The organism is Halomonas sp. PAMB 3264 (assembly GCF_031954245.1).
In the GTDB taxonomy this organism is placed as follows: domain Bacteria; phylum Pseudomonadota; class Gammaproteobacteria; order Pseudomonadales; family Halomonadaceae; genus Vreelandella.
Genome location: NZ_CP134866.1, coordinates 403,519 through 426,372 on the forward strand (window position 1 = coordinate 403,519; position 22,854 = coordinate 426,372).

The following is a 22,854-nucleotide window of genomic DNA, read 5'->3' on the forward strand; positions in this document are numbered from 1 at the left end:
GTCGCGACGGTGCAACTGTTCCGCTAGCGTCGCGATACGTTCGCCATTAGCGTACTAAGTCCCCGGTGCCCACCGGGGACTTTTTTGTTTTCGAGGAAGTCGGTCATGACTGGATTACAGGATCGCCCGGGGCTGGGCATTTTCTTACGCGTGTTGTCAGGCGTGATGTTCACCGGCATGTTCGTGTGTATCAAGGCGGTGAGCGAGGCGGTGCCGGTGGGCCAGTCGATCTTTTACCGCTCGCTGTTCGCGCTGATTCCGATCGTGATCTTTTTGGCGATTCGCCGGGAGTTTCCTCAGGGGCTTGCGACCCGGCGCCCGCTTGGGCATCTGTTGCGCTCGGGATTGGGAGCGGCGGCGATGTTCTTCTCGTTCTCGGCGGTGGCGTTCTTGCCGGTGGCGGAAGCCACACTTCTGGTGCAGCTCTCACCGATCTTCATGGCGGTGGGGGGCGTGCTGCTGCTGGGCGAGAAATTTTCGCTCTATCGCATGGGGGCCATCGCGCTGGCGCTGGCGGGCATGGCGGTGCTGGTCGTGCCGGAGCTAAGCGCGGGCAGCGGCGATGGGCGGCTTTTGGGCTACGCGCTGGGCACCGCCGGGGCGCTCTTGACGGCGGGCGCGCTGCTCACCATTCGGCATATCTCGCGCACCGAAACCGCCGGCTCCATCGCGTTTTACTTCATCGTGGTGTCGTCGCTGGCGGGGCTTGCCACGTGGCCGCTGGGCTGGGCCGACCTGACCGAGACCGAGTTCGCCCTGCTGGTGCTTTCGGGGCTGTTTGGCGGGGCGGGGCATATCGCCATGACGCTGGCGTTTCGATACGCCGAGGTGTCGAAGCTCGCCCCCTTCGAGTACGTGGCGCTGGTCTGGCCGATCGCCGCGGACTGGGTGCTGTTCGGCATTCCCATCTCCAGCGGTTTCATTTTGGCGCTGCCGCTGATGCTGGCCGGCGTGGCGCTGGCCTCGCTCGAAGGCCGGCGCTTCAAACGGCCTCTTCGACGATGAGCTGGGGGCGGCCCTTCGAGCAGGGCTCGATGCGCGCCGCCACCCGGTAGACCTGGCGCAGAAGCGCCGGGGTGATGACGTCCTCGGTGGCACCGCAGGCGATCAGGCGGCCATAATCCAGCACCATGGCGGCGTCGGTGAAGCGCAGCGCATGATTCAAGTCGTGAAGCGCGACCAGAATCAGCATGCCGCGCTCGTCGGCCAGCCGTCGCAGCACGGTGAGCAGGTTGATCTGGCGGTTCAGGTCCAGCGCCGAGGTGGGCTCGTCGAGCATCAGGATTTCCGGCTCCTGCACCAGGGCCTGGGCCGCACTCACCAGCTGGCGCTGGCCGCCGCTCAAATCCCCGATATCGCGCCCGCCGAGCGAGGCGATGCCGAGCTCGGCAAGCGCCCGGTCCACCTGCTCGAGATCCTCCGGCTGTACCTTCAGGCTTCGCCCCTGCATGCGCGCCAGCAGCACCGATTCATACACGCTCAGCACCGCTTTCGCGCCGGTGTCCTGGGGCATGTAGGCCACCGGGCGCTCGGCGGTTGTCTCTTCGATGCTGACCGTGCCGTCGCCTGCCACCAGCCCCAGAATACGGCGAAACAGCGTCGACTTGCCTGCCGCGTTGGGGCCCAGCAGCGCGACGACCTGGCCGCCGTGAAAGCGGGGCGTGGAGATGTCTTCGACGATGGTGCGCCGCCCGTAGCGGGCCGATACGCCGTCAAGCGTGAGAGTTACCATGAGCGAGTCACCATGACGTCTTCTTGTGGTTGAGCACCAGAAACAGGAAAAACGGGATGCCGACCAGTGAAGTGATAATGCCGATCGGAATGATCGTGCCGGGGATGATGAGCTTGGAGATCACCGAGCCCACCGAGAGAATCAGCGCGCCGCACAGCGCCGAGCCCGGCAGGAAAAAGCGCTGATCCTCGCCCAGCAGCATGCGCGCGATGTGCGGCCCGACCAGCCCGATGAAGCCGATGGTGCCGACGAACGCCACCGCCACGGCGGAAAGAAGCGACACCAGTACCAGCACTTCCAGGCGCAGTGAGCGCGGCTTGACGCCCATGCTTTCAGCCTTGGCGTCGCCCAGGCGCATGGCGGTCAGCGCCCAGCCGTGGCGCGCCAGAAGCGGCAGGATGGCGGCCAGTATGCCAAGCGCAATCCAGAACTTGGGCCAGGTCGCCTTGGTCAGGCTGCCCATGGTCCAGAACACCACCGCGGCCACCGCTTCCTGGCTGGCGAAGAATTGGATCAGCGCCATGAGCGAGTTGAAAATGAACACCATGGCGATGCCCAGCAGCACGATGGTTTCCACCGTGACGCCGCGCTTGAGGCTCAGTGCGTGGATCAAAAACGCCGTGAACATCGCCATCACGAAAGCGTTGATCGGCACCACGAACTCGATGGAGGCGGGCACGATGGCGACGCCAAAGGCCAAGCCCAGCGCGGCGCCGAAGCTCGCGCCGGCGGAAATACCCAGCGTAAAAGGGCTCGCCAGCGGGTTGCTCAGAATGGTCTGCATCTGCGCGCCGGCCACTGACAGACTCGCGCCCACCACCAGCGCCATCAGCGCTACCGGCATGCGAATCTCCCAGAGAATCACCCGCGCCTGGTCGCTGACGCTTCCCGGCGTCAGCAGGGCGGCGATGACTTCCGTGAGGCTGTAGCGCGCAGGCCCAAGCGCCAGATCGACGCACAGGCTGAAAAACAGGGCGACCACCAGCGCTGCAAGGATCAGCTGGCGGCGCACGACCTGGCTTTTATAGTGGCTGCGCCCCTGGGTCGTCGGCGCGGCCACGGCGCTGTCACTCATCATTCAGGGACATCCAGTAGCCGGGTTCATAATCGATTGGTAGAAAGCGCTCGTGAAGCTCTTCCATGGTCGCTTCCGGGTCGAGATCCTCGAACAGCTCTGGATGCAGCCACTTGGCCAACTGCTGGATCGCGACGAAGTAGTAGGGGCTGTTGTAGAACTGGTGCCAGATGGCATGCACGTTGCCGTCCGCTACCGCCTGTACGCCGGTCATGGCGGTGCGCTCGGTCAATGCTTCGAGCTTGTCGCGCGCCGCGTCCATGTCGGCACCCGGGCCCATGCCCACCCAGGCGCCGCCGGGCACGTAGGCGTCCCAGTTGCCGCCGGTCACCACCACGTGTTCCGGGCTTGCAGCGATGATCTGCTCCGGGTTGAGCGTGCCGAAGCTGCCGGGAATGATACCGTCGGCGATGTTGCTGCCACCGGCGAGCTCGACGTACTCGCCGAAGTTGCCGGGCCCGAAGCTCATGCAGCACTCGTCGGAGTAGCCGCCGGCGCGGTCGATGAACACGCTCGGCCGCGCCGGGTCGGCCTCATCGATAACGTCCGTTACGCGAGCGAGCTGCTCCTCGGCGAAGTCGATGAACGCCTCGGCGGCAGCGTCGTCGCCCATGATCTGGCCGATCAGGCGCATCGAGGGAATGGTGTGGGCCACCGGGTCTTCGCGGAAGTCGACGTAGACGATCGGGATATCGAGCTGGGCGAGCTTGTCGTCGTAGCCGGCATCTTCGGTGGCGGCCTTCGCTTCGAGGTTCATGAAGACCACGTCCGGCGAAAGCGAGGCGGCCTGCTCTACATCAAATGTGCCGTCCTTGAAGCCGCCGAAGGTGGGAATGTCGGTCATCTCGGGAAAGCGCTCGGCGTAGCGGGCATAGTTGTCCGGGTCCGCCTGGGAGAAGTCCTCGCGCCAGCCCACCACGTGCGTGAACGGTGCCTCGGGCTCGAGCAGGCCCAGCAGATAGATTTGACGCCCTTCGCCCAGGATGACGCGCTCGGCGGGGCCCTCCAGGCTAACGCTGCGCCCGGCAATGTCGACCACCTCGATGGGGTCGGCCAGAGCCGGCAGAGCGCCAAGCGTCGTGGCCAGCGTCAGCGACGTTAATAGGCCCGACGTTAAAACCGTGGACTTTGAAAAAGTGACGTTCATGGGCGGGTTCCGAAGAGTGAGTAAGGATGACCCCAACAGTCGTTCGACGTTCCGGATGGTTCGGCAAACTGGGTATGATTCGCATTTACATGGCGGCATTATCGAGAAATCTTGTGAAGCTGTACAGGGTCTGGCACGAAACTGTTCTGAATGGCGCAACGAATCGTTGCGCGCCCGCCAGTAGGCTCGGCGTGTATCGAAGGCGGTGAAATTGAGATAATGTGAATGTTTCTTGTTAAAGGAGAGCTGCATGCCGATTTCTCGCGCCGAAATTGCCACCCAGTCCGGTGGACGCCTGATCAACCGCCTCTGCAAGCACTGGTCGCACAAGCTCGAGGTCGAATACACCGAAAGCGATGCCAGAATCGTCTTTGCGGAGAAGGGCACCTGTCTGATGCACGCCGACGCCGACAAGCTCTCGGTGTCTATTGAAACGCTCGATGAAGCCTCTCTCGACCAGCTCGAAGGTGTGGTCGAGAACCACCTCGTGCGTATGGCGAAAGACGAGACGCTGGAAATCGTCTGGGAGAACTGAGTCCGGCGTCGAGCGCCTCTGATATACTCGCGCCATTTCACCCAACCGGGCCGCGCGCCCTCAAGGAGATTACATGACGCGAGTCGCTATCGTGGGCGTTGCCGGGCGCATGGGCCGCACGCTGGTCAGCGCCGTGAATGAAGATGCCGGCGCAACGCTTGCCGGCGGTATCGTCGAGCCGGGAAGCTCGCTGACCGGCGCCGATATCGGCGAGCTTGCCGGCACCGGTAAAAACGGCGTCGCCGCCGTCGACTCACTCGATGCGATCAAGGACGATTTTGACGTGCTGATCGATTTCACCGCCCCGCAGGTGACGCTTTCAAACCTTGCGTTCTGCGCCAAGCACGGCAAGGCCATCGTGATCGGCACCACCGGCATGAACGATGACGAACTTGACGCGCTCGATGGCTACCGCGACCGCGTAGCGATGGTGTTTGCCCCCAACATGAGCGTGGGCGTGAACCTGACGCTGAAGCTTCTGGAAACCGCCGCCCGGGCGCTGGGCGACGAAGGCTACGACATCGAGGTGATCGAAGCGCACCATCGCCACAAGGTCGACGCGCCGTCCGGCACCGCCATCCGCATGGGCGAAGTCGTCGCGAAAAGCCTCGACCGCACGCTCAAGGAGCACGGCGTGTTCGAGCGCGTCGGCCAGTGCGGGCCGCGCAGCGACACCGAGATCGGCTTTGCCACCGTGCGCGCCGGCGACATCGTTGGCGAGCACACGGTGATGTTCGCCACCGAAGGCGAGCGCATCGAGATCACCCACAAGGCCTCGAGCCGCATGACCTTCGCCAAGGGCGCGGTGCGCGCTGCGCGCTGGGTAGCGGGACAACCGGCCGGTCGCTTCGATATGCAGGACGTGCTGGGGCTGGCGGACGTTTGAGCCGTCATGGTGGCCAAAAGGGCTAGCCCGGGCGGCGAAAATGCTGTAACATTCCAAAAATTTTGGCCGGGCGATAGACATGTGAGCAAGAACTAAACGGCAAAGCGCTGCGCTTGTTGCACTGGCCTCACTTGAAAGCCGTTCGTATCACATGGCCCTGCCACGCAAGAACAACAAGCGGGATGAAACCGATTTTTACATTGTCGGCTTCGTCCCGCTTTTTTACGACCCGACGTTTGCCCGCAAACGCCGACACCGGATCGCCGAGCCTGCGCCCACAGGCTCCCACCAGCATGGGAGAACGAGCCTTGAATAACCCCGCATTGAGCAAACCCGCAATACTGGCCCTGGAAGATGGCAGCGTGTTCCACGGCATTGCCATCGGCGCCGACGGCGTTACGAGCGGGGAGGTGGTGTTCAATACGGCCATGACCGGCTACCAGGAAATTCTCACCGACCCCTCCTATACCCGCCAGATCGTCACGCTCACCTACCCGCATATCGGCAACACCGGCATCAACGCCGAAGACGTGGAGTCCGCCTCCATCGCCGCGGCGGGCCTGGTGATTCGCGATCTGCCCCTGATGGCGAGCAGCTTTCGCAGCCAGCAGAGCCTGAGTGAGTACCTTGAGAGCCAGAACGTGCTGGGGATCGCCGAGATCGACACCCGCCGCCTGACGCGCATTCTGCGCGACAAGGGCGCACAGAACGGCGCGATTCTGGCAGGCGCTGAGGCCGAAGGTGACGACGCCGTCGAGCGAGCGCTGGCGGCCGCGAAGGCGTTTCCGGGGCTCAAGGGGATGGACCTTGCAAAGGAGGTCTCCTGCAAGGAGGCCTATGAGTGGAGCGAAGGCGAGTGGACCCTGGGCGCGGGCTACGCCGATACCACGACCATTGAGCGCCCCTACCACGTGGTGGCGTTTGATTACGGAGTGAAATTCAACATCCTGCGCATGCTGGCCGCTCGCGGCTGCCGCCTGACGGTGGTGCCGGCGCAAACCCCGGCGCAGGAGGTGCTGGCGATGAACCCGGACGGCGTGTTCCTGGCCAACGGCCCCGGCGACCCGGAGCCCTGCGACTACGCCATCAAGGCGATTCAGGAAGTGCTCGAAACCGACACGCCGGTGTTCGGCATCTGCCTGGGCCACCAGCTGCTGGCGCTGGCAAGCGGGGCAAAAACGGTGAAGATGAGCCATGGCCACCACGGCGCCAACCACCCGGTGCAGGATCTGGACACCGGCACGGTCATGATCACGAGCCAGAACCACGGCTTCGCCGCGGACGAAGCGACGCTGCCCGCGAACGTGCGCGCCACGCATCGCTCGCTGTTCGACGGCACGCTGCAGGGCATCGAGCGCATCGACCGCCCGGCGTTCAGCTTTCAGGGGCACCCGGAAGCGAGCCCCGGCCCGAAGGACGTGTCGCCGCTGTTCGACCGCTTCATCGACCTGATGCAGGCGCGCCGCTGATCCATCCGGCGCTTTAACCGTTTATTTCGCTGCTCATCGCCACTTTTTTGCGGGAACCGTTATGCCCAAGCGTACCGATATCAACACCATTCTCATCATTGGCGCCGGCCCGATCGTCATCGGCCAGGCCTGTGAATTCGACTACTCCGGCGCCCAGGCGTGCAAGGCGCTGCGCGAGGAAGGCTTCCGGGTCGTGCTGGTGAACTCCAATCCGGCCACCATCATGACCGACCCGGCCATGGCGGACGCCACCTACATCGAGCCGATCACCTGGCAGGCGGTGGAGAAGATCATCGAGGCGGAGAAGCCCGACGCCATCCTGCCCACCATGGGTGGCCAGACCGCGCTCAACTGCGCGTTGGATCTGGAAAAACATGGCGTGCTCGAAAAGCACGGTGTCGAGATGATCGGCGCCAACGCCGACGCCATTAATATGGCCGAAGACCGCGACCTGTTCGACCAGGCGATGAAGCGCATCGGCCTCGAGTGTCCGAAGGCAAAAGTCGCCCACACCATGGATGAAGCCTGGGAGATTCAGGCGGAGCTCGGCTTTCCGACCATCATTCGCCCCTCCTACACCATGGGCGGCTCCGGCGGCGGCGTGGCGTACAACAAGGAGGAGTTCGAGGAGATCTGCACCCGCGGGTTCGAGCTTTCCAACAACCATGAGCTCTTGATCGACGAGTCGCTTTTGGGGTGGAAGGAGTACGAGATGGAGGTCGTTCGGGACAAGAACGACAACTGCATCATCGTCTGCGCGATCGAAAACTTCGACCCGATGGGCGTGCACACCGGCGACTCGATCACCGTGGCCCCGGCCCAGACGCTGACGGATAAAGAGTACCAGATCATGCGCGACGCCTCTCTGGCGGTGCTGCGCGAGATCGGCGTCGAAACCGGCGGCTCCAACGTCCAGTTCGGCATGGACCCGCAAACCGGGCGCCTGGTGGTCATCGAGATGAATCCGCGGGTCTCGCGCTCGTCGGCCTTGGCCTCCAAGGCCACGGGCTTCCCGATCGCCAAGATCGCCGCGAAGCTCGCCGTCGGCTACACCCTGGACGAGCTGCAAAACGACATCACCGGTGGCGCGACCCCGGCCTCCTTCGAGCCGTCCATCGACTACGTCGTCACCAAGATTCCGCGTTTCACCTTCGAGAAGTTCCCCCAGGCCAACGACCGCCTGACCACCCAGATGAAGTCGGTTGGCGAGGTGATGGCGATCGGCCGCACCTTCCAGGAATCCCTGCAGAAGGCGCTGCGTGGCATGGAGACCGGCAACGACGGCCTCGACCCGATTTTCGAGCAGTTCACCGATGAGGCGATGGCGCAGATCAAGGGCGAGCTGCAGGCCGCTGGCGCCGAGCGCATCTTCTTCGTGGCCGACGCGATGCGCGCCGGCATGAGCGTGGAAGAGGTCTTCGCGCTGACCAACATCGATCGCTGGTTCCTGGTTCAGCTGGAAGACTTGATCCTGACCGAGAAGGCGGTGGCCGAGCGTAACCTTTCCGACTTCACTGCTCAGGAGCTCTACCGCCTCAAGCGCAAGGGCTTTGGCGATGCGCGGCTGGCCAAACTCCTCAATGTCAGCGAAAAGGCGTTCCGCCAGGCCCGCCAGGCCGCGGGCATTCGCCCGGTCTACAAGCGGGTCGATACCTGTGCGGCCGAGTTCGCTTCCAGCACCGCCTACATGTACTCCACTTATGAGGAGGAGTGCGAAGCAGACGTATCCGATCGCCAGAAGATCATGGTGCTCGGCGGTGGACCGAACCGCATCGGCCAGGGCATCGAGTTCGACTACTGCTGTGTTCACGCGGCGTTTGCCATGCGCGACGACGGCTATGAAACCATCATGGTCAACTGCAACCCGGAAACCGTCTCCACCGACTACGACACCTCGGATCGCCTCTATTTCGAGCCGGTGACCCTCGAGGACGTGCTCGAGATCGCGGACAAGGAGAAGCCGGTCGGCGTGATCGTCCAGTTCGGCGGCCAGACGCCGCTGAAGCTCGCCCGCGAGCTCGAAGCCGCCGGCGTACCGATCATCGGCACCACGCCGGATGCCATCGACCGCGCCGAGGATCGTGAGCGCTTCCAGCAGATGATCGACAAGCTGGGGCTCAAGCAGCCGCCCAATGCCACTGCGCGCAGCTTCGACGATGCCTTCGCCAAGGCCGAGACCATCGGCTACCCGCTGGTGGTACGGCCAAGTTACGTGCTCGGCGGGCGCGCCATGGAGATCGTCTACGACGCCTCCGAGCTCGAGAACTACATGACCAACGCGGTGAAGGTCTCCAACGACTCGCCGGTGCTGCTGGATCACTTCCTGAGCGCGGCGGTCGAGGTCGATATCGATGCGGTTTCCGACGGTGAGCAGGTCGTAATCGGCGGCATCATGCAGCACGTCGAGCAGGCGGGCGTCCACTCCGGTGATTCCGCCTGCGCGCTGCCGCCCTACTCGCTGCCAGCGGATGTGCAGGACGAGATGCGCGATCAGGTCAAGCGCATGGCGGTCGAACTCGGCGTGAAGGGGCTGATGAATGTGCAGCTTGCCTGGCAGGACGGCGAGATCTACGTCATCGAGGTCAACCCGCGCGCCTCGCGTACCGTACCGTTCGTGTCCAAGTGCATCGGCACCTCGCTTGCTCAGATTGCCGCGCGCTGCATGGCCGGCACCACACTTGCCGCCCAGGGCTTCGAGCGCGAAATCGTGCCGCACTTCTACAGCGTCAAGGAAGCGGTGTTCCCGTTCAACAAGTTCCAGGGCGTCGACCCGATCCTTTCGCCGGAGATGAAGTCCACCGGCGAGGTAATGGGTTCCGGCGAGACCTTCGCCGAGGCGTTCTTCAAGGCGCAGCTTGGCGCCGGCGAGGCGATTCCGGCCCTCGACGGCCCGCGCAAGGCATTCCTTTCCGTGCGCGAGCCGGACAAGGCAGGGATTATCGAAGTCGGGCGTTCTCTGCTAACATTGGGCTTCACGCTATGTGCCACCCGCGGCACGGCCGCCGCACTCGAAGCGGCCGGTCTCGAGGTCGAGCACGTCAACAAGGTATATGAAGGTCGCCCCCATATCGTCGATTCGCTCAAGAACGACGAGATCGCCTATATCGTGAACACCACCGAAGGTCGTCAGGCAATCAACGACTCTTCGATCATTCGCCGTACTGCTCTCGCGCGCAAGGTGCCCTATGCGACCACTTTGGCGGGCGCCAATGCCGTTTGCATGGCGCTGGAGTACGGCCGGGAGATTACGGTGCGGCGCCTTCAGGATTTGCATGCAGGAGCGAGTCAATGAACAAGGTCCCGATGACCGTCGCGGGCGAAAAAAGCCTTCGCGAAGAGCTCAATCACCTCAAGGGCGAAGCGCGCCCTACGGTGATTGCGGCCATCGCCGAGGCGCGTGAGCACGGTGATCTCAAGGAGAACGCCGAGTATCACGCCGCCCGCGAGCAGCAGGGCTTCATCGAAGGGCGCATTCAGGAGATCGAAAGCAAGCTCTCCGGCGCCCAGGTGATCGACGTGACCAAACTGCCCAAAACCGGCAAGGTGATCTTTGGGGTGACCGTGTCGCTTTTGAATCTCGATAGCGACGCCGAGGTGACCTACCGGATCGTCGGCGAGGACGAAGCCGACATCAAGTCCGGGCGCATCTCGGTCACCTCACCGATCGCCCGCGCGCTGATCGGTAAGGAGGAGGGCGACGTGGTGGTGGTGAAAACGCCAGGTGGCGACGTCGAGTACGAAATCGAAAGCGTCGAGCACATTTAGCTCGCTCGAAGGCCGGCGCGCAAAGCGCCGGCCCACGAAAAAGCCCGAAGAGCATGACTCTTCGGGCTTTTTTGATGCCGCCAGGTTTTGCCAGGGCGGTGCTTGCCGGTGCGACGCGGCGCCGAGCAGGCGTTAGTGGCGGCCGTGATGGTTCTCGAAGCGGGTCACGTTGGAGAGCTTCGGGTTGGCCTTCGGGTTGTGGCGATAAAACAGCGCCATTTTGCCGATGGTTTGAATGAGTTCGGCGCCGCCTTCGGTGGCAAGCTCCTGAATCATCGCTGCGCGGTCGTCCCGCTCGGGCAGGGCCAGCTTGACCTTGATCAGCTCGTGGTCTCTGAGCGCGCGGTCGAATTCGGCGAGCAACGTCTCGGAGATGCCGTTTTCAGAGACCGTCACGACAGGGTTCAGGTGATGGCCAATGCTGCGAAATGCTTTCTTTTGTGCCTGTGACAAGCTCATGGTATCTTGCGGTATCCCGGTTTGCGCTTAACGCTCCATCTTACGGTGAAACGCCGTCGAGTGAAAGCGCCCCTCCCGGCACTTTCTCACATTCACCCTTCACGCCCAGATATAGACGCCCCATGCAGCAAAAGCCCCCAGGTCAAAAACGCGCCGCCAGCAAGACCAGCGCCAGCTGGATGAAGGAGCATTTCGACGACCAGTACGTCAAGCAGAGCTGGCAGGACGGCTACCGCTCCCGGGCAAGCTACAAGCTTCTGGAGCTCGACGAGAAGGACAGGCTCTTTCGTCCCAACATGACGGTGATCGATTTGGGCGCCGCCCCCGGCGGCTGGAGCCAGGTCGCCGCCGAGAAGGTCGGCATCGACGGCGTGGTGATCGCCTCCGACATTCTCGAGATGGACGCTTTGGCCGGCGTGGACTTCGTTCAGGGCGATTTCACCGAACAGAGCGTGCTGAACGCGATCCTCGAAAAGCTCGGCGACCGCCGGGTGGACCTTGTGATGTCGGACATGGCCCCCAATATGAGCGGTATGGCCGCCATCGACCAGCCCCAGGCGATGTATCTGGTCGAGCTCGCCCTGGAACTTGCGCGAGAAACCCTGCCCAAGGGCGGTACGTTTCTGGCCAAGGTGTTTCAGGGCGAGGGCTTCGATGCCTACCTCAAGGAGCTCAAGGGGTCGTTCGACCGCGTGGTGACGCGCAAGCCCGGTGCTTCCCGTGCACGCTCTCGGGAAGTCTACTTCCTGGCCCAGGGCTTTCGCGGTTAACGCCCGTAATACGAAAAACTTATCAAGGCGATTGCCGAGCCGGCAGGCGCAAAGCGTGTCACACTGCTCAAAAGCGGGATGGCACGGATGGCCCAAAGTCGAACGTGCTTTGGCAATGGTTGAACGTAGTACTCTAGTGTAAGGTCTGAGTATCGACGGTTAACTGACGGATTCTTGTAATGAGGGTAGCCCCTTGAACGATATGGCGAAGAACCTGATTCTGTGGTTGGTCATTGCGGCCGTGCTGCTGACAGTGTTCAACAATTTCAGTACGGAAAGCGCACCTCAATCCACCAACTACTCTCAGTTCGTGCAGCAGGTGCAAAATCAACAGGTCCGCAGCGTGACCATCGACGGCTACACCATTCAGGGTGAGCGTACCGACGGTTCGCAGTTCCAGACCATCCGGCCGGCAGCGGAAGATCCGAAGCTGATGGATGACCTGTTGAGCAACAACGTCACCGTGGTGGGCAAGGAGCCTGAGCAGCAGAGCATCTGGATGCGCCTGTTGATCGCCAGTTTCCCGATCCTTTTGATCCTCGCCATCTTCATGTTCTTCATGCGCCAGATGCAAGGCGGTGCTGGCGGCGGTAAAGGCGGGCCGATGAGTTTCGGCAAATCCAAGGCCAAGCTGCTCTCCCAGGATCAGATCAAGACGACCTTCGCCGATGTCGCCGGCTGCGACGAGGCCAAGGAAGAGGTCGAAGAGCTCGTCGACTTCCTGCGTGACCCGACCAAGTTCCAGCGTCTGGGCGGCACCATTCCACGCGGTGTGCTGATGGTGGGCCCGCCGGGTACCGGTAAGACGCTGCTGGCAAAATCAATCGCTGGCGAAGCGAAAGTGCCGTTCTTCTCGATTTCGGGTTCCGATTTCGTCGAGATGTTCGTGGGTGTCGGTGCCTCGCGCGTGCGCGACATGTTCGAGCAGGCCAAGAAACAGGCGCCTTGCATCATCTTCATCGACGAGATCGACGCCGTGGGTCGCTCGCGCGGCGCCGGCATGGGGGGCGGTAACGACGAGCGTGAGCAGACGCTCAACCAGCTGCTGGTGGAAATGGACGGCTTCGAGGCCAACGAAGGCATCATCGTGATCGCCGCGACCAACCGCCCGGATGTGCTCGACCCGGCGCTTCTGCGCCCGGGGCGTTTCGACCGTCAGGTGACGGTTGGTCTACCCGATATTCGTGGCCGTGAACATATCCTTGGCGTTCACCTTCGCAAGGTGCCGCTGTCGGACGACGTCAAACCCGTCATCATCGCCCGGGGGACGCCTGGCTTCTCTGGCGCTGATCTGGCTAACCTGGTCAACGAGGCGGCGCTGTTTGCCGCGCGTCGCAACAAGCGTCTGGTCAGCATGGAAGAGCTCGAGCTTGCCAAGGACAAGATCATGATGGGCGCCGAGCGCAAATCCATGGTCATGACCGACAAGGAGAAGCTCAACACCGCCTATCACGAATCCGGCCATGCGATCATTGGTCTGGTGATGCCCGAGCACGACCCGGTCTACAAGGTGACGATCATTCCGCGCGGACGCGCCCTGGGTGTGACCATGTTCCTGCCCGAGGAGGATCGCTACAGCCTGTCGCGCCAGCAGATTATCAGTCAGATCTGCTCGCTGTTCGGTGGCCGTATTGCCGAGGAGATGACGCTGGGTGCCAACGGCGTGACCACCGGTGCCTCCAACGACATCAAGCGGGCAACCGAACTGGCCCACAACATGGTCGCCAAATGGGGGCTTTCCGACGAGATGGGCCCGATCATGTATGACGAGGACGAGTCACACCAGTTCCTCGGCGGCCCCGGGCAGGGCGGCAGCAAGCTGAAATCCGGCGAAACCACCACGCGTCTGGACAAGGAAGTACGCAAGATCATCGACGACTGCTACGAGCAGGCGCGCCAGATTCTGCACGACAACCGTGACAAGCTGGACGCCATGACCGAGGCGTTGATGAAGTACGAGACCATCGATGCCAGTCAGCTCAAGGACATCATGGAAGGCAAGGACCCGCGTCCGCCGGAAGGCTGGGACGACGGTGACTCCTCTGGTGGCGGTACCCCGGTAGGTGGCGACAAGCCGCAGCCCAAAGCCGACGAGCCGGACACCCACGCTTCCGACGACGACAGCGAAGAGGATGACGACGAGCCGCGCCGCCGCCCGTCCGACCCGCTGGGCGGCCCGGCTGGCCCCTGATCAAAAGAGCCGGTTCATCATCGAGGCGCCCCGCGGGGCGCCTTTTTTTTGCTATGCTGAGCGCCCTCGAGCCGCAACGTTTTTATTTACAGGCTGTGCCATGAAATCAACTACCCCAGCGCTCTTGCCCGAAGCGGCGTCGTCACTGCAGTGCGGTCGCCATCGGCTGGATCTCTCCTTTCCCCGCGTCATGGGCATTCTCAACGTCACGCCCGACTCCTTTTCCGATGGCGGCCGTCACGTCGCGCTCGACGATGCGCTGCGCCACGCCGAACAGATGCTCGCCGAGGGGGCGGCCATGATCGACGTGGGCGGTGAGTCGACCCGGCCGGGGGCCGAGGCGGTGCCCGAGCAGGAGGAGCTCGACCGGGTCGCGCCGGTGGTCGAGGCGCTGGTGCGCGAGCTCGACGCGCTGGTCTCCGTCGATACCAGCAGCGCCCTGGTGATACGCGAGTCCGCCGCCCGCGGGGCGAGCATGATCAACGACGTGCGCGCGCTGGAGCGCGAAGGGGCGCTGGCCGCCGCCGCGCAGAGCGGGCTACCGGTTTGTCTGATGCATCGTCAGGGCGAGCCCCAGGCGATGCAGCACGCCCCGCACTATGAGGTGCCCGTCGAGCAGGCCGTCGCCGAGTTTTTGAGCAAGCGTGTAACCGCCTGCGACGCCGCCGGGCTGCCCCGTGATCGACTGCTGCTCGACCCGGGCTTTGGCTTTGGTAAAAGCGTCGAGCACAATCTACGCCTTTTGAACCGCATGGATGCACTCGAGGCGCTGGGGCTGCCGCTGCTGGTCGGCATGTCGCGCAAGAGCATGATCGGTAAGGTGCTCGGCCGTCCGGTCGAGGAGCGCCTGTTCGGCGGGGTGGCGCTGTCGGCGATGGCGGTCGAAAGAGGCGCAAAAATACTACGAGTGCATGATGTCGGCCCCACCGTGGATGCCGTTACCATGGCGTGGGCAGTTTTACAGGAAGGCTGCGAGCCGTCGATCAACAAGGAACACCTCTCATGACACGACGTTATTTCGGTACCGATGGTATTCGTGGCACGGTGGGCGAGGCGCCCATCACCGCCGATTTCATGCTCAAACTCGGCTGGGCGGCAGGCCAGGTGCTGCGCCGCGAGAAGGGGCGCACCCGCGTGCTGATCGGCAAGGACACCCGCATCTCGGGCTACATGTTCGAATCCGCCTTGGAGGCCGGGCTTTCCGCCGCCGGCGTCGATGTCTCGCTTTTAGGCCCCATGCCGACACCGGGCATCGCGTACCTCACCCGCACCTTTCGCGCCGACGCGGGCATCGTTATCTCCGCCTCGCACAACCCCTTCGCTGACAACGGCATCAAGTTTTTCTCCGCCGAGGGCAAGAAGCTTGCCGATGAGGTGGAGGACCGCATCGAGGCGATGCTGGACGCACCGCTCGACACCGTGGGCGCCGGCCAGCTTGGCAAGGCCGCACGGATCGACGACGCCGCCGGGCGCTATATCGAGTTCTGTAAGTCGACGCTGCCGGATCGCTTGAGCCTGCATGGCTTGAAAGTCGTGCTCGACTGCGCCCACGGCGCGACCTACCACATTGCCCCGAGCGTGTTTCGCGAGCTGGGCGCCGAGGTAAGCGTCATCGGCTGTGCGCCGGACGGACTCAACATCAACCGCGACGTGGGCTCGACCCATCCAGCGGCGCTGCGCGCGGCGGTCATTCAGCAGGGGGCGGATCTGGGGATCGCTTTTGACGGTGACGGCGACCGCGTGCTGCTGGTCGATGCCGACGGCCGCGAAGTCGATGGCGACGACATTCTCTATCTGATCGCCCGCGACCGCTTCGACCGCGGCCTGCTACAGGGCGGCGTGGTGGGCACGTTGATGAGCAACTTCGGCCTCGCCATGGCGCTGGAAAAGCTCGGCATTCCCTTCGAGCGCGCCAAGGTGGGTGACCGTTTCGTCATGGAGAAGATGGCCGCCAACGGCTGGGAGCTGGGTGGCGAGTCGTCTGGCCATATCGTTTGCGCCCACGCGCAAACCACCGGTGACGGCATCGTCTCGGCGCTGCAGGTGCTGGCGCTGATGATGCGTGAGCAAAAAACGCTGGTGACGCTGTTACGTGAGTTCGAGAAGGTGCCCCAGGCGCTGGTCAACGTGCGCCTGCCCGCCGGCACCGATGCCAGGGACGTCATGAAGGCGCCGGAGCTCGACGCGGCGGTAAGCGGGCTCGAGGCGGAGCTTGGCGACCAGGGGCGGGTGCTGCTTCGTCCGTCGGGTACCGAGCCGTTGATTCGCGTGATGGTCGAGGGGCGCTCGCACCTGGATGTCATGGGGCTTGCCAAAAACCTCGCCCAGCGCGTCGAAGCGCTGCTGGCCTGACGCGACGATTCACCAGAAAAGGCCCTGATGTTGACAGCGGTTGTCTTGACAGGGCCGCTCCTATACCATTTCGCCCCACCTTGAGAGAGGACAACGAATGCGCACACCATTGATCGCCGGTAACTGGAAGATGAACGGCTCCACGTCGTTGATCGAGGACTTTGGCCGCAAATTTGCCGATGCGACATTGTCCGAGGCGGTCAGGGTCGTGGTGATTCCGCCTTTTCCCTACCTGGAGGCGGCCCGTCAGGCGTTTCGCGATACGCCGCTCGCGCTTGGCGCGCAGACGCTCAATCCGGCCGATTCCGGGGCGCATACGGGCGAAGTCAGTGGTCGCATGCTGACCGAGCTCGGCGCTACCTACGTACTGGTTGGCCACTCTGAGCGCCGCGAGCTCTACGGGGAAAGTGATGAGCAGGTGTTCGACCGCTTGCTTGCCGCGCTGAGCGTGGGGCTCGTGCCGATCCTGTGCGTGGGCGAATCGCTTGAAGAGCGTGATGCTGGACGGACCATGGACGTGGTGCTGCGCCAGGTAGGTTACGCCATGGCAAGGCTCGACCCCGAACAGCGTCAAAAGGTCGTCATCGCCTATGAACCCGTTTGGGCCATCGGTACCGGGCGTACGGCGACCCCGGAGCAGGCTCAGGAAGTGATGGCCGGCATCCGCGCCTATCAGGCAGAATTCAATACCGCGCTTGCCGAGCAGCTCACGCTGCTTTACGGCGGCAGTATGAATGTAAAGAACGCGGCTGAGTTACTTGCCCAGCCCGATATCGACGGCGGTTTGGTGGGCGGCGCTTCGCTCAAAACCGATGATTTTTTCGCTATTTGTCAGTCAGCAGGATAACGCCATGCAAGTTGCAATTTTAATGGTTCACGTGGTCATCGCGATCGCGCTCGTTGTACTTATTCTGCTTCAGCAGGGTAAAGGAGCCGATGCCGGCGCCTCCTTTGGCGGTGGTGCATCGCAAACCGTCTTTGGCTCGCGCGGTAGCGGTAACTTCCTGTCGCGCACCACCGGCGTTCTGGCCGCGGGTTTTTTCGTCACCTCGCTGGCGCTCGCCTACTACGCGACCCAGGCGGGACAGTCGCCAGAGGCCGGTATTCCGGACTCGCGTTTGATCGAGCAACAACAAAGCGTGCCAACGCTTGACGAAGGCTCGGAAAGTGTGGATAATGCAGCGCCAGTGCTAGAGGGAAACGGCGAGTAAGTAGTTGAGCCGCTTTCATTTAGCCTCCCCTGATGCCGAAGTGGTGGAATTGGTAGACACGCTATCTTGAGGGGGTAGTGACCTTACGGTCGTGCGGGTTCAAGTCCCGCCTTCGGCACCAACGAGATACCTGTAACGGGTTCTCAGCGTTCGACGCAGCTGGCAACAGATGTCGTTTGAGCGAGCAGTATCTGCGGCGAGAAAGGCGCTTGACGAAAGCAGTGCAAGTCGCTAGTATCGTCCAGCTTGATTGATGCGGGGTGGAGCAGTCTGGTAGCTCGTCGGGCTCATAACCCGAAGGTCATCGGTTCAAATCCGGTCCCCGCTACCATCTTCTACAAACGGTGTATGCGCAGCGACGTTTTCAGAATGCTGGCAACCACATCTCACCGGTTTGTCGAAATGGTTTTACAGGTTTCTTTTAAAAAGCCCCTTCCTGTGAAGGGGCTTTTTGTTAGTAGCGCCTTTGCATCGCGGCGCTTTTGACAGTTTAAGAGTAGCTTTTTGCGAGCCAAGCGTGTCTGGCGTGCCGGCAGGGCCGGGCGGTCGAAGACACATTTTCAGGTAACGCCAATCAGCCACCTAGCTTTTCTCATGACTCCTGGCCAGGTGCCTGATGCAACGGCTAAAGGAGCTTCGTCTGTGGCCACGAAACATGCAGCGCTGCACGCGCTGGTCGAGCCCGTTGTTGCCGCCATGGGCTTTGAGCTATGGGGCATTGACCATCTTTCTCAGGGCAAGCACTCCCGGCTTGTGATCTATATCGAGCGTGAAAGCGGCGTCAGCGTCGAAGACTGCGCCGATATCAGCCGCCAGGTCAGCGCCGTTTTGGACGTCGAAGACCCGATTCCTGGCGAGTATCGCCTGGAAGTCTCGTCGCCGGGCATGGCGCGTCCCTTGTACACTCTGGATCATTTTACGCGCTTTCAGGGCCACCAGGTCGCGCTCAAGCTGCGCACCGCCTTCAGTGGTCGGCGCAAGTTTCAGGGCCTGCTTGCCGGGGTGGAAGGCGACGAGGTGTTGCTTCAGCTTGACGACGAAGAGTACTGCTTTCCCATCGAAAGTATCGATGCTGCACACATTGTCCCGCAGTTCGACGACTAGGCTCGACGATTAAAAAAACGGCGGCCCCCCGGTTTGGGCGAGGCATAAAGGACAGGTTTACTGGCGAGGCATACGCATGAGTAAAGAAATTTTAATGGTCGTTGACGCGATCTCCAACGAGAAAGGCGTTTCGCGCGACGTCATTTTTGAGGCGGTCGAAGCGGCGCTTGCCAGCGCCTCACGCAAGCGTTTCGAACACGAAGAAGCCAACGTGCGCGTATCGATCGATCGCCGCAGCGGTGACTACGATACCTACCGTTTCTGGACGGTGGTCGAGGACGACGAGTTCGAAACCCCGGATTACGAAATCAAGCAGACCATCGCCGAGCAGCGCGATCCGCCGCTGGCGTTGGGTGACATCGTCGAAGAGAAGATCGAGAACGCCGTCTTTGGCCGTATCGCCGCGCAAACCGCCAAGCAGGTCATCGTGCAGAAAGTGCGCGAAGCCGAGCGCGCCGAAGTCGTGCGCCAGTACGCCGACCGCGAAGGCGAGCTGGTCGCCGGTATCGTCAAAAAGACCACTCGCGATGGTTTGATCATCGATCTGGGCGAGAACGCCGAGGCGTTTTTGGCGCGTAACGAAATGATCCATGGCGAACGCTACCGCATGAACGAGCGGGTACGGGCGCTGCTGGTCAAGGTCGACGCCGACGCGCGCGGTGCCCAGCTTCAACTCTCGCGCACCAATCCGCAGTTCATCATCGAGCTGTTCAAGATCGAGGTGCCGGAAATCGCCGAGCAGCTCATCGAGATCAAGGGCGCGGCGCGCGATCCGGGCTCGCGGGCCAAGATCGCGGTCAAGACCAACGACCGGCGCATCGACCCGGTCGGCGCCTGTGTCGGCATGCGCGGTTCGCGCGTTCAGGCGGTCTCCTCGGAGCTGCAAAACGAACGCGTGGATATCGTGCTGTGGGACGATAACCCGGCTCAGTTGGTCATCAATGCCATGGCCCCGGCGGACGTCGCCTCCATTCTGGTGGACGAAGACGCCCACGCCATGGACGTCGCCGTCGCCCAGGACAACCTCGCCCAGGCCATCGGCCGCAGCGGTCAGAACGTGCGCCTGGCCTCGGAGCTCACCGGCTGGCGGATCAACGTCATGACCGAGGACGAAGCCGAGTCCAAGCGCGAGCAGGAAATCGATAGCCTCGTGGACTCCTTCGTTCACCACCTGAGCGTGGACGAAGACGTTGCCCGCCTGCTGGTCGAAGAAGGGTTCACGACGTTGGAAGAAGTCGCCTACGTGCCGCTTGAAGAGATGCTCGAAATCGAGGAGTTCGATGAAGAGCTGGTCGAAGAGCTGCGCGCACGTGCCAAGGACGAGCTACTCACCATGGCGATCGCCTCGGAAGAAGCACTCGATGGTGCGCAGCCGGCGGACGATCTGCTTGAAATGGAGGGCATGGAGCGCCATCTGGCCTTCATTCTCGCCAGCAAGGGCATCGTTACCATGGAGGATCTCGCCGAACAGTCTGTCGACGATCTGGTCGATATCGAGGAGTTAGACGAAGCGCGCGCAGCGGCACTGATCATGACTGCCCGTGCGCCCTGGTTTGAAGACGATAGCGAAGCGGCTTCGAACACACAGTAAACAGGTCACGGGCTTGGAGGGTCACAATGTCGGATATGACAGTTAAAGATTTTGCAGTAAAGGTGGGCCGCGACGTGCCCCGCTTGCTAGAGCAGATGAAAGAGGCGGGACTCAAGCACGCCTCGGAAAGCGATGCGGTGTCCGAAGAGGACAAGCAGACGCTCTTGAGCTTTTTGAAGAAAAGCCACGGCGGCAGCGACACCGCCGATGCGGGTAAAAACCGGATCACTCTGACGCGCAAGACGCGCAGCCGCATCAAAACCGGCGAGCGCGGCAAGACGATCGAAGTTCAGGTCAGAAAGAAAAAGACCTACGTCAAGCGCGCCGAAGAAGAGAAGCCGAAAGCCCAGGAGCCGGTCCACAGCGGCCCGCGTCAGCTGGTCGGTGACATGGCCGAAGCCGAAGCCGAGCGCAAGGTGCAGCAAGCGCGTGAAGCCGAAGAGCGCGCCGCCGCCGAAAAAGCCCGCGCTGAAGAAGCCGAGCGTCAAAAGCAGGCCGAAGCCTCCAACAAAGCCGTCGCTCCCGAGATCGACGTGCCGGAGCTTCAGATCGACGACAGCGCGCCCTCGGAAGAGATGCCTCCGGCACCGCCGAAGGAAGGCCGTACCGACCGTCGCACCGCGCCGCCGAAGAAAGCCGCGGCGAAGAAGAAGGGGCGTGACGAGGACGATGATCGCGGCGATCGCGAAGAGCGTAAGCGTGGCGGCGGGGCCAAAAAGGCCAAGCGCTCCGAACGCCGCGGCGGCCGCCGTGGCCCGGGCGGCAGCGGCAACGGCAAGCACGGCTTCCAGAAGCCGACGCAGCCGATCGTGCGTGAAGTCTCGATCCCCGAGTCGATCAGCGTTGCCGAGCTTGCCGACAAGATGTCGATCAAGGCCAACGAAGTGATCAAGGCCATGTTCACCATGGGCGCGGCCGTGACCATCAACCAGACCATCGATCAGGACACCGCCGCGATCGTCGTCGAGGAGATGGGCCACAAGGTCAAGCTGGTCAAGGACGATGCGCTCGAAACCGAAATGATCGAGGGTATCTCCTACGAAGGTGAAGAGATCACTCGTTCGCCGGTCGTGACCGTCATGGGGCACGTCGACCACGGTAAGACGTCTTTGCTCGACTACATTCGTCGTGCCAAGGTCGCCACCGGCGAAGCCGGCGGTATCACCCAGCACATCGGTGCCTACCACGTGGAAGACAACCACGGCGGCGTCACCTTCCTGGATACTCCGGGTCACGCGGCGTTTACCGCCATGCGTGCTCGCGGTGCCAAGGCGACCGACGTGGTGATCCTGGTGGTGGCGGCGGACGACGGCGTCATGCCGCAGACCATCGAGGCGATCGAGCACTCCAAGGCCGCCGAAGTCCCCATGGTCGTGGCGGTGAACAAGATCGACAAGACCGGCGCGGATTTCGACCGTATCCGTAACGAGCTCTCCCAGCACGGCGTGATTTCCGAGGACTGGGGCGGCGATACACAGTTCGTTCACGTTTCCGCGAAAACCGGTGATGGCATCGAAGAGCTGCTGGAAGCGATCCAGCTGGTCTCTGAGGTGCTCGAGCTCAAGGCCGTTCCGTCGGCGCCTGGTAAGGGTGTGGTCGTCGAATCGCGCCTGGACAAGGGCCGCGGTCCGGTCGCCACGGTGCTGGTACAAAACGGCACGCTCAAGCGCGGCGACATCGTGCTGGCCGGCCTGCACTATGGCCGCGTGCGCGCGCTGACCAACGAGCTCGGCCAACAGGTCGAGGAAGTGGGTCCGGCCATGCCTGTGGAAATTCAGGGCCTGGACGGTACGCCGGACGCCGGTGATGACTTCATGGTCGTGGCGGACGAGCGCAAGGCGCGCGAAGTGGCCAACTTCCGTCAAGGCAAGTACCGCGAAGTACGCCTGGCGCGTCAGCAGAAAGCCAAGCTCGAGAACATGTTCAGCCAGATGGGTCAGGACGAAGTGGCCAAGGTCAACATCGTACTGAAGGCCGACGTGCAGGGCTCGCTTGAAGCGATCCGTGGGGCGCTCGAAGAGCTCTCCACCGATGAAGTTCAGGTGGCCGTGGTGTCTTCCGGCGTGGGTGGTATCACCGGTACCGACGCCAACCTGGCGCTCGCCTCCGAGGCGATCGTGGTCGGCTTCAACGTCCGTGCCGACGCCGCTGCCCGCGAGATCATCGAACGTGAAGGTCTGGATCTGCGCTACTACAGCGTCATCTACCACCTGATCGACGAGGTCAAGCAGGCGATGAGCGGTATGCTCGCGCCGGAGTGGAAAGAAGAGATCGTTGGCGTTGCCGAAGTTCGCGACGTGTTCCGCGCGCCGAAGATCGGTGCGGTAGCCGGCTGTATGGTCGTCGAAGGCACCGTGTCACGCAGCAAGCGTATCCGCGTACTGCGTGAAAACGTGGTCATCTATGAAGGCGAGCTCGAGTCGCTGCGCCGCTACAAGGACGACGTGCAGGAAGTTCGTAACGGCGTCGAGTGTGGTATCGGCGTGAAGAACTACAACGACGTCCAGGTCGGCGACAAGATCGAAGTCTTCGACCAGGTCAAGGTCGAGCGCACCCTGTAAGGGCCG

Annotated in this window: 20 protein-coding genes and 2 tRNA genes; 17 read left to right on the forward strand and 5 right to left on the reverse strand. The window is 62.6% G+C overall.

The window, feature by feature from the left end:
* Window positions 1-105: 105 nt before the first annotated feature.
* Window positions 106-1,005, forward strand: a complete 900-nt coding sequence (locus RN347_RS01845) for a DMT family transporter (RefSeq protein WP_263585314.1) — start codon at window positions 106-108, stop codon at window positions 1,003-1,005.
* On the opposite strand, the gene RN347_RS01850 is transcribed toward RN347_RS01845, so the two are convergent.
* The 3 genes from RN347_RS01850 to RN347_RS01860 are packed head-to-tail and all read right to left on the reverse strand — an operon-like array spanning window position 983 to window position 3,954.
* Window positions 983-1,732 (reverse strand): ABC transporter ATP-binding protein, encoded by a 750-nt coding sequence (locus RN347_RS01850; RefSeq protein WP_263585313.1) that lies wholly within the window; start codon window positions 1,730-1,732, stop codon window positions 983-985. The genes RN347_RS01845 and RN347_RS01850 overlap by 23 nt on opposite strands.
* A gap of 7 nt (window positions 1,733-1,739) precedes the next feature.
* Window positions 1,740-2,807, reverse strand: coding sequence for an iron ABC transporter permease (locus RN347_RS01855; protein ID WP_311960809.1), 1,068 nt, complete (start codon window positions 2,805-2,807; stop codon window positions 1,740-1,742).
* Window positions 2,800-3,954 (reverse strand): ABC transporter substrate-binding protein, encoded by a 1,155-nt coding sequence (locus tag RN347_RS01860; RefSeq protein WP_311959710.1) that lies wholly within the window; start codon window positions 3,952-3,954, stop codon window positions 2,800-2,802. The genes RN347_RS01855 and RN347_RS01860 overlap by 8 nt, the downstream gene beginning before the upstream one ends.
* Window positions 3,955-4,204: 250 nt before the next feature.
* On the opposite strand from RN347_RS01860, the gene RN347_RS01865 reads away from it, so the two are divergent.
* Window positions 4,205-4,489 carry a DUF2218 domain-containing protein gene (locus tag RN347_RS01865; RefSeq protein ID WP_311959712.1) on the forward strand — a complete coding sequence of 95 codons (285 nt, stop codon included), beginning with the start codon at window positions 4,205-4,207 and terminating at the stop codon, window positions 4,487-4,489.
* Window positions 4,490-4,562: 73 nt separating this feature from the next.
* On the forward strand, window positions 4,563-5,375 hold the full coding sequence (dapB, locus tag RN347_RS01870; RefSeq protein WP_311959714.1) for a 4-hydroxy-tetrahydrodipicolinate reductase: 813 nt from the start codon (window positions 4,563-4,565) through the stop codon (window positions 5,373-5,375).
* Between the two features lie 127 nt (window positions 5,376-5,502).
* Here dapB and RN347_RS01875 read toward each other — a convergent pair whose 3' ends face one another.
* Window positions 5,503-5,670, reverse strand: a complete 168-nt coding sequence (locus RN347_RS01875) for a hypothetical protein (protein WP_311959716.1) — start codon at window positions 5,668-5,670, stop codon at window positions 5,503-5,505.
* A gap of 28 nt (window positions 5,671-5,698) precedes the next feature.
* On the opposite strand from RN347_RS01875, the gene carA reads away from it, so the two are divergent.
* The 3 genes from carA to greA all read left to right on the forward strand — a co-directional run bounded on the left by carA (window position 5,699) and on the right by greA (window position 10,609).
* Entirely contained in the window at window positions 5,699-6,844 is a 1,146-nt protein-coding gene (gene carA / locus RN347_RS01880) for a glutamine-hydrolyzing carbamoyl-phosphate synthase small subunit (protein ID WP_311960810.1), read from the forward strand.
* A gap of 61 nt (window positions 6,845-6,905) precedes the next feature.
* Window positions 6,906-10,136, forward strand: a complete 3,231-nt coding sequence (gene carB / locus RN347_RS01885; RefSeq protein ID WP_311959718.1) for a carbamoyl-phosphate synthase large subunit — start codon at window positions 6,906-6,908, stop codon at window positions 10,134-10,136.
* Complete coding sequence (gene greA / locus RN347_RS01890; RefSeq protein ID WP_252108378.1) at window positions 10,133-10,609, forward strand: transcription elongation factor GreA; 477 nt, start codon at window positions 10,133-10,135, stop codon at window positions 10,607-10,609. Before carB ends, greA begins: the two co-directional genes overlap by 4 nt.
* A gap of 132 nt (window positions 10,610-10,741) precedes the next feature.
* Here greA and RN347_RS01895 read toward each other — a convergent pair whose 3' ends face one another.
* On the reverse strand, window positions 10,742-11,068 hold the full coding sequence (locus tag RN347_RS01895) for a YhbY family RNA-binding protein (protein WP_311959721.1): 327 nt from the start codon (window positions 11,066-11,068) through the stop codon (window positions 10,742-10,744).
* A 122-nt stretch (window positions 11,069-11,190) separates the two neighbouring features.
* Here RN347_RS01895 and rlmE point away from each other — a divergent pair, with 122 nt between their 5' ends.
* The 11 genes from rlmE (at window position 11,191) to infB (ending at window position 22,848) form a co-directional block, all read left to right on the forward strand.
* On the forward strand, window positions 11,191-11,838 hold the full coding sequence (rlmE, locus tag RN347_RS01900; RefSeq protein ID WP_263585306.1) for a 23S rRNA (uridine(2552)-2'-O)-methyltransferase RlmE: 648 nt from the start codon (window positions 11,191-11,193) through the stop codon (window positions 11,836-11,838).
* Window positions 11,839-12,031: 193 nt separating this feature from the next.
* Window positions 12,032-14,029, forward strand: coding sequence for an ATP-dependent zinc metalloprotease FtsH (ftsH, locus tag RN347_RS01905; RefSeq protein WP_311959724.1), 1,998 nt, complete (start codon window positions 12,032-12,034; stop codon window positions 14,027-14,029).
* Between the two features lie 100 nt (window positions 14,030-14,129).
* Window positions 14,130-15,035, forward strand: a complete 906-nt coding sequence (gene folP / locus RN347_RS01910) for a dihydropteroate synthase (protein ID WP_263585304.1) — start codon at window positions 14,130-14,132, stop codon at window positions 15,033-15,035.
* On the forward strand, window positions 15,032-16,381 hold the full coding sequence (gene glmM / locus RN347_RS01915) for a phosphoglucosamine mutase (protein ID WP_311959727.1): 1,350 nt from the start codon (window positions 15,032-15,034) through the stop codon (window positions 16,379-16,381). The genes folP and glmM overlap by 4 nt, the downstream gene beginning before the upstream one ends.
* Before the next feature lie 97 nt (window positions 16,382-16,478).
* A complete protein-coding gene (tpiA, locus tag RN347_RS01920) occupies window positions 16,479-17,228 on the forward strand; it encodes a triose-phosphate isomerase (RefSeq protein ID WP_263585302.1) in 750 nt (249 codons plus the stop codon).
* Between the two features lie 4 nt (window positions 17,229-17,232).
* On the forward strand, window positions 17,233-17,592 hold the full coding sequence (gene secG / locus RN347_RS01925) for a preprotein translocase subunit SecG (RefSeq protein WP_252108387.1): 360 nt from the start codon (window positions 17,233-17,235) through the stop codon (window positions 17,590-17,592).
* A 34-nt stretch (window positions 17,593-17,626) separates the two neighbouring features.
* Window positions 17,627-17,713: transfer RNA gene (locus RN347_RS01930), tRNA-Leu, on the forward strand.
* 133 nt (window positions 17,714-17,846) lie between these two features.
* Window positions 17,847-17,923, forward strand: a tRNA-Met gene (locus RN347_RS01935).
* Window positions 17,924-18,234: 311 nt separating this feature from the next.
* Window positions 18,235-18,696 (forward strand): ribosome maturation factor RimP, encoded by a 462-nt coding sequence (rimP, locus tag RN347_RS01940; protein ID WP_252108389.1) that lies wholly within the window; start codon window positions 18,235-18,237, stop codon window positions 18,694-18,696.
* A 76-nt stretch (window positions 18,697-18,772) separates the two neighbouring features.
* Window positions 18,773-20,287 (forward strand): transcription termination factor NusA, encoded by a 1,515-nt coding sequence (nusA, locus tag RN347_RS01945; protein ID WP_252108391.1) that lies wholly within the window; start codon window positions 18,773-18,775, stop codon window positions 20,285-20,287.
* Between the two features lie 26 nt (window positions 20,288-20,313).
* Window positions 20,314-22,848: a translation initiation factor IF-2 gene (infB, locus tag RN347_RS01950; protein ID WP_311959732.1), complete on the forward strand. Its 2,535-nt coding sequence runs from the start codon at window positions 20,314-20,316 to the stop codon at window positions 22,846-22,848.
* The last annotated feature ends 6 nt before the right edge of the window (window positions 22,849-22,854 follow it).

What these genes read in the sequence shown, in the direction of transcription:
- RN347_RS01845 (WP_263585314.1), top strand. Translation starts at nt 106, where the DNA reads ATGACTGGATTACAGGATCGCCCGGGGCTGGGCATTTTCTTACGCGTG.
- RN347_RS01850 (WP_263585313.1), bottom strand. Translation starts at nt 1,732, where the DNA reads ATGGTAACTCTCACGCTTGACGGCGTATCGGCCCGCTACGGGCGGCGC.
- RN347_RS01855 (WP_311960809.1), bottom strand. Translation starts at nt 2,807, where the DNA reads ATGAGTGACAGCGCCGTGGCCGCGCCGACGACCCAGGGGCGCAGCCAC.
- RN347_RS01860 (WP_311959710.1), bottom strand. Translation starts at nt 3,954, where the DNA reads ATGAACGTCACTTTTTCAAAGTCCACGGTTTTAACGTCGGGCCTATTA.
- RN347_RS01865 (WP_311959712.1), top strand. Translation starts at nt 4,205, where the DNA reads ATGCCGATTTCTCGCGCCGAAATTGCCACCCAGTCCGGTGGACGCCTG.
- dapB (WP_311959714.1), top strand. Translation starts at nt 4,563, where the DNA reads ATGACGCGAGTCGCTATCGTGGGCGTTGCCGGGCGCATGGGCCGCACG.
- RN347_RS01875 (WP_311959716.1), bottom strand. Translation starts at nt 5,670, where the DNA reads ATGCTGGTGGGAGCCTGTGGGCGCAGGCTCGGCGATCCGGTGTCGGCG.
- carB (WP_311959718.1), top strand. Translation starts at nt 6,906, where the DNA reads ATGCCCAAGCGTACCGATATCAACACCATTCTCATCATTGGCGCCGGC.
- greA (WP_252108378.1), top strand. Translation starts at nt 10,133, where the DNA reads ATGAACAAGGTCCCGATGACCGTCGCGGGCGAAAAAAGCCTTCGCGAA.
- RN347_RS01895 (WP_311959721.1), bottom strand. Translation starts at nt 11,068, where the DNA reads ATGAGCTTGTCACAGGCACAAAAGAAAGCATTTCGCAGCATTGGCCAT.
- rlmE (WP_263585306.1), top strand. Translation starts at nt 11,191, where the DNA reads ATGCAGCAAAAGCCCCCAGGTCAAAAACGCGCCGCCAGCAAGACCAGC.
- folP (WP_263585304.1), top strand. Translation starts at nt 14,130, where the DNA reads ATGAAATCAACTACCCCAGCGCTCTTGCCCGAAGCGGCGTCGTCACTG.
- glmM (WP_311959727.1), top strand. Translation starts at nt 15,032, where the DNA reads ATGACACGACGTTATTTCGGTACCGATGGTATTCGTGGCACGGTGGGC.
- tpiA (WP_263585302.1), top strand. Translation starts at nt 16,479, where the DNA reads ATGCGCACACCATTGATCGCCGGTAACTGGAAGATGAACGGCTCCACG.
- secG (WP_252108387.1), top strand. Translation starts at nt 17,233, where the DNA reads ATGCAAGTTGCAATTTTAATGGTTCACGTGGTCATCGCGATCGCGCTC.
- nusA (WP_252108391.1), top strand. Translation starts at nt 18,773, where the DNA reads ATGAGTAAAGAAATTTTAATGGTCGTTGACGCGATCTCCAACGAGAAA.
- infB (WP_311959732.1), top strand. Translation starts at nt 20,314, where the DNA reads ATGTCGGATATGACAGTTAAAGATTTTGCAGTAAAGGTGGGCCGCGAC.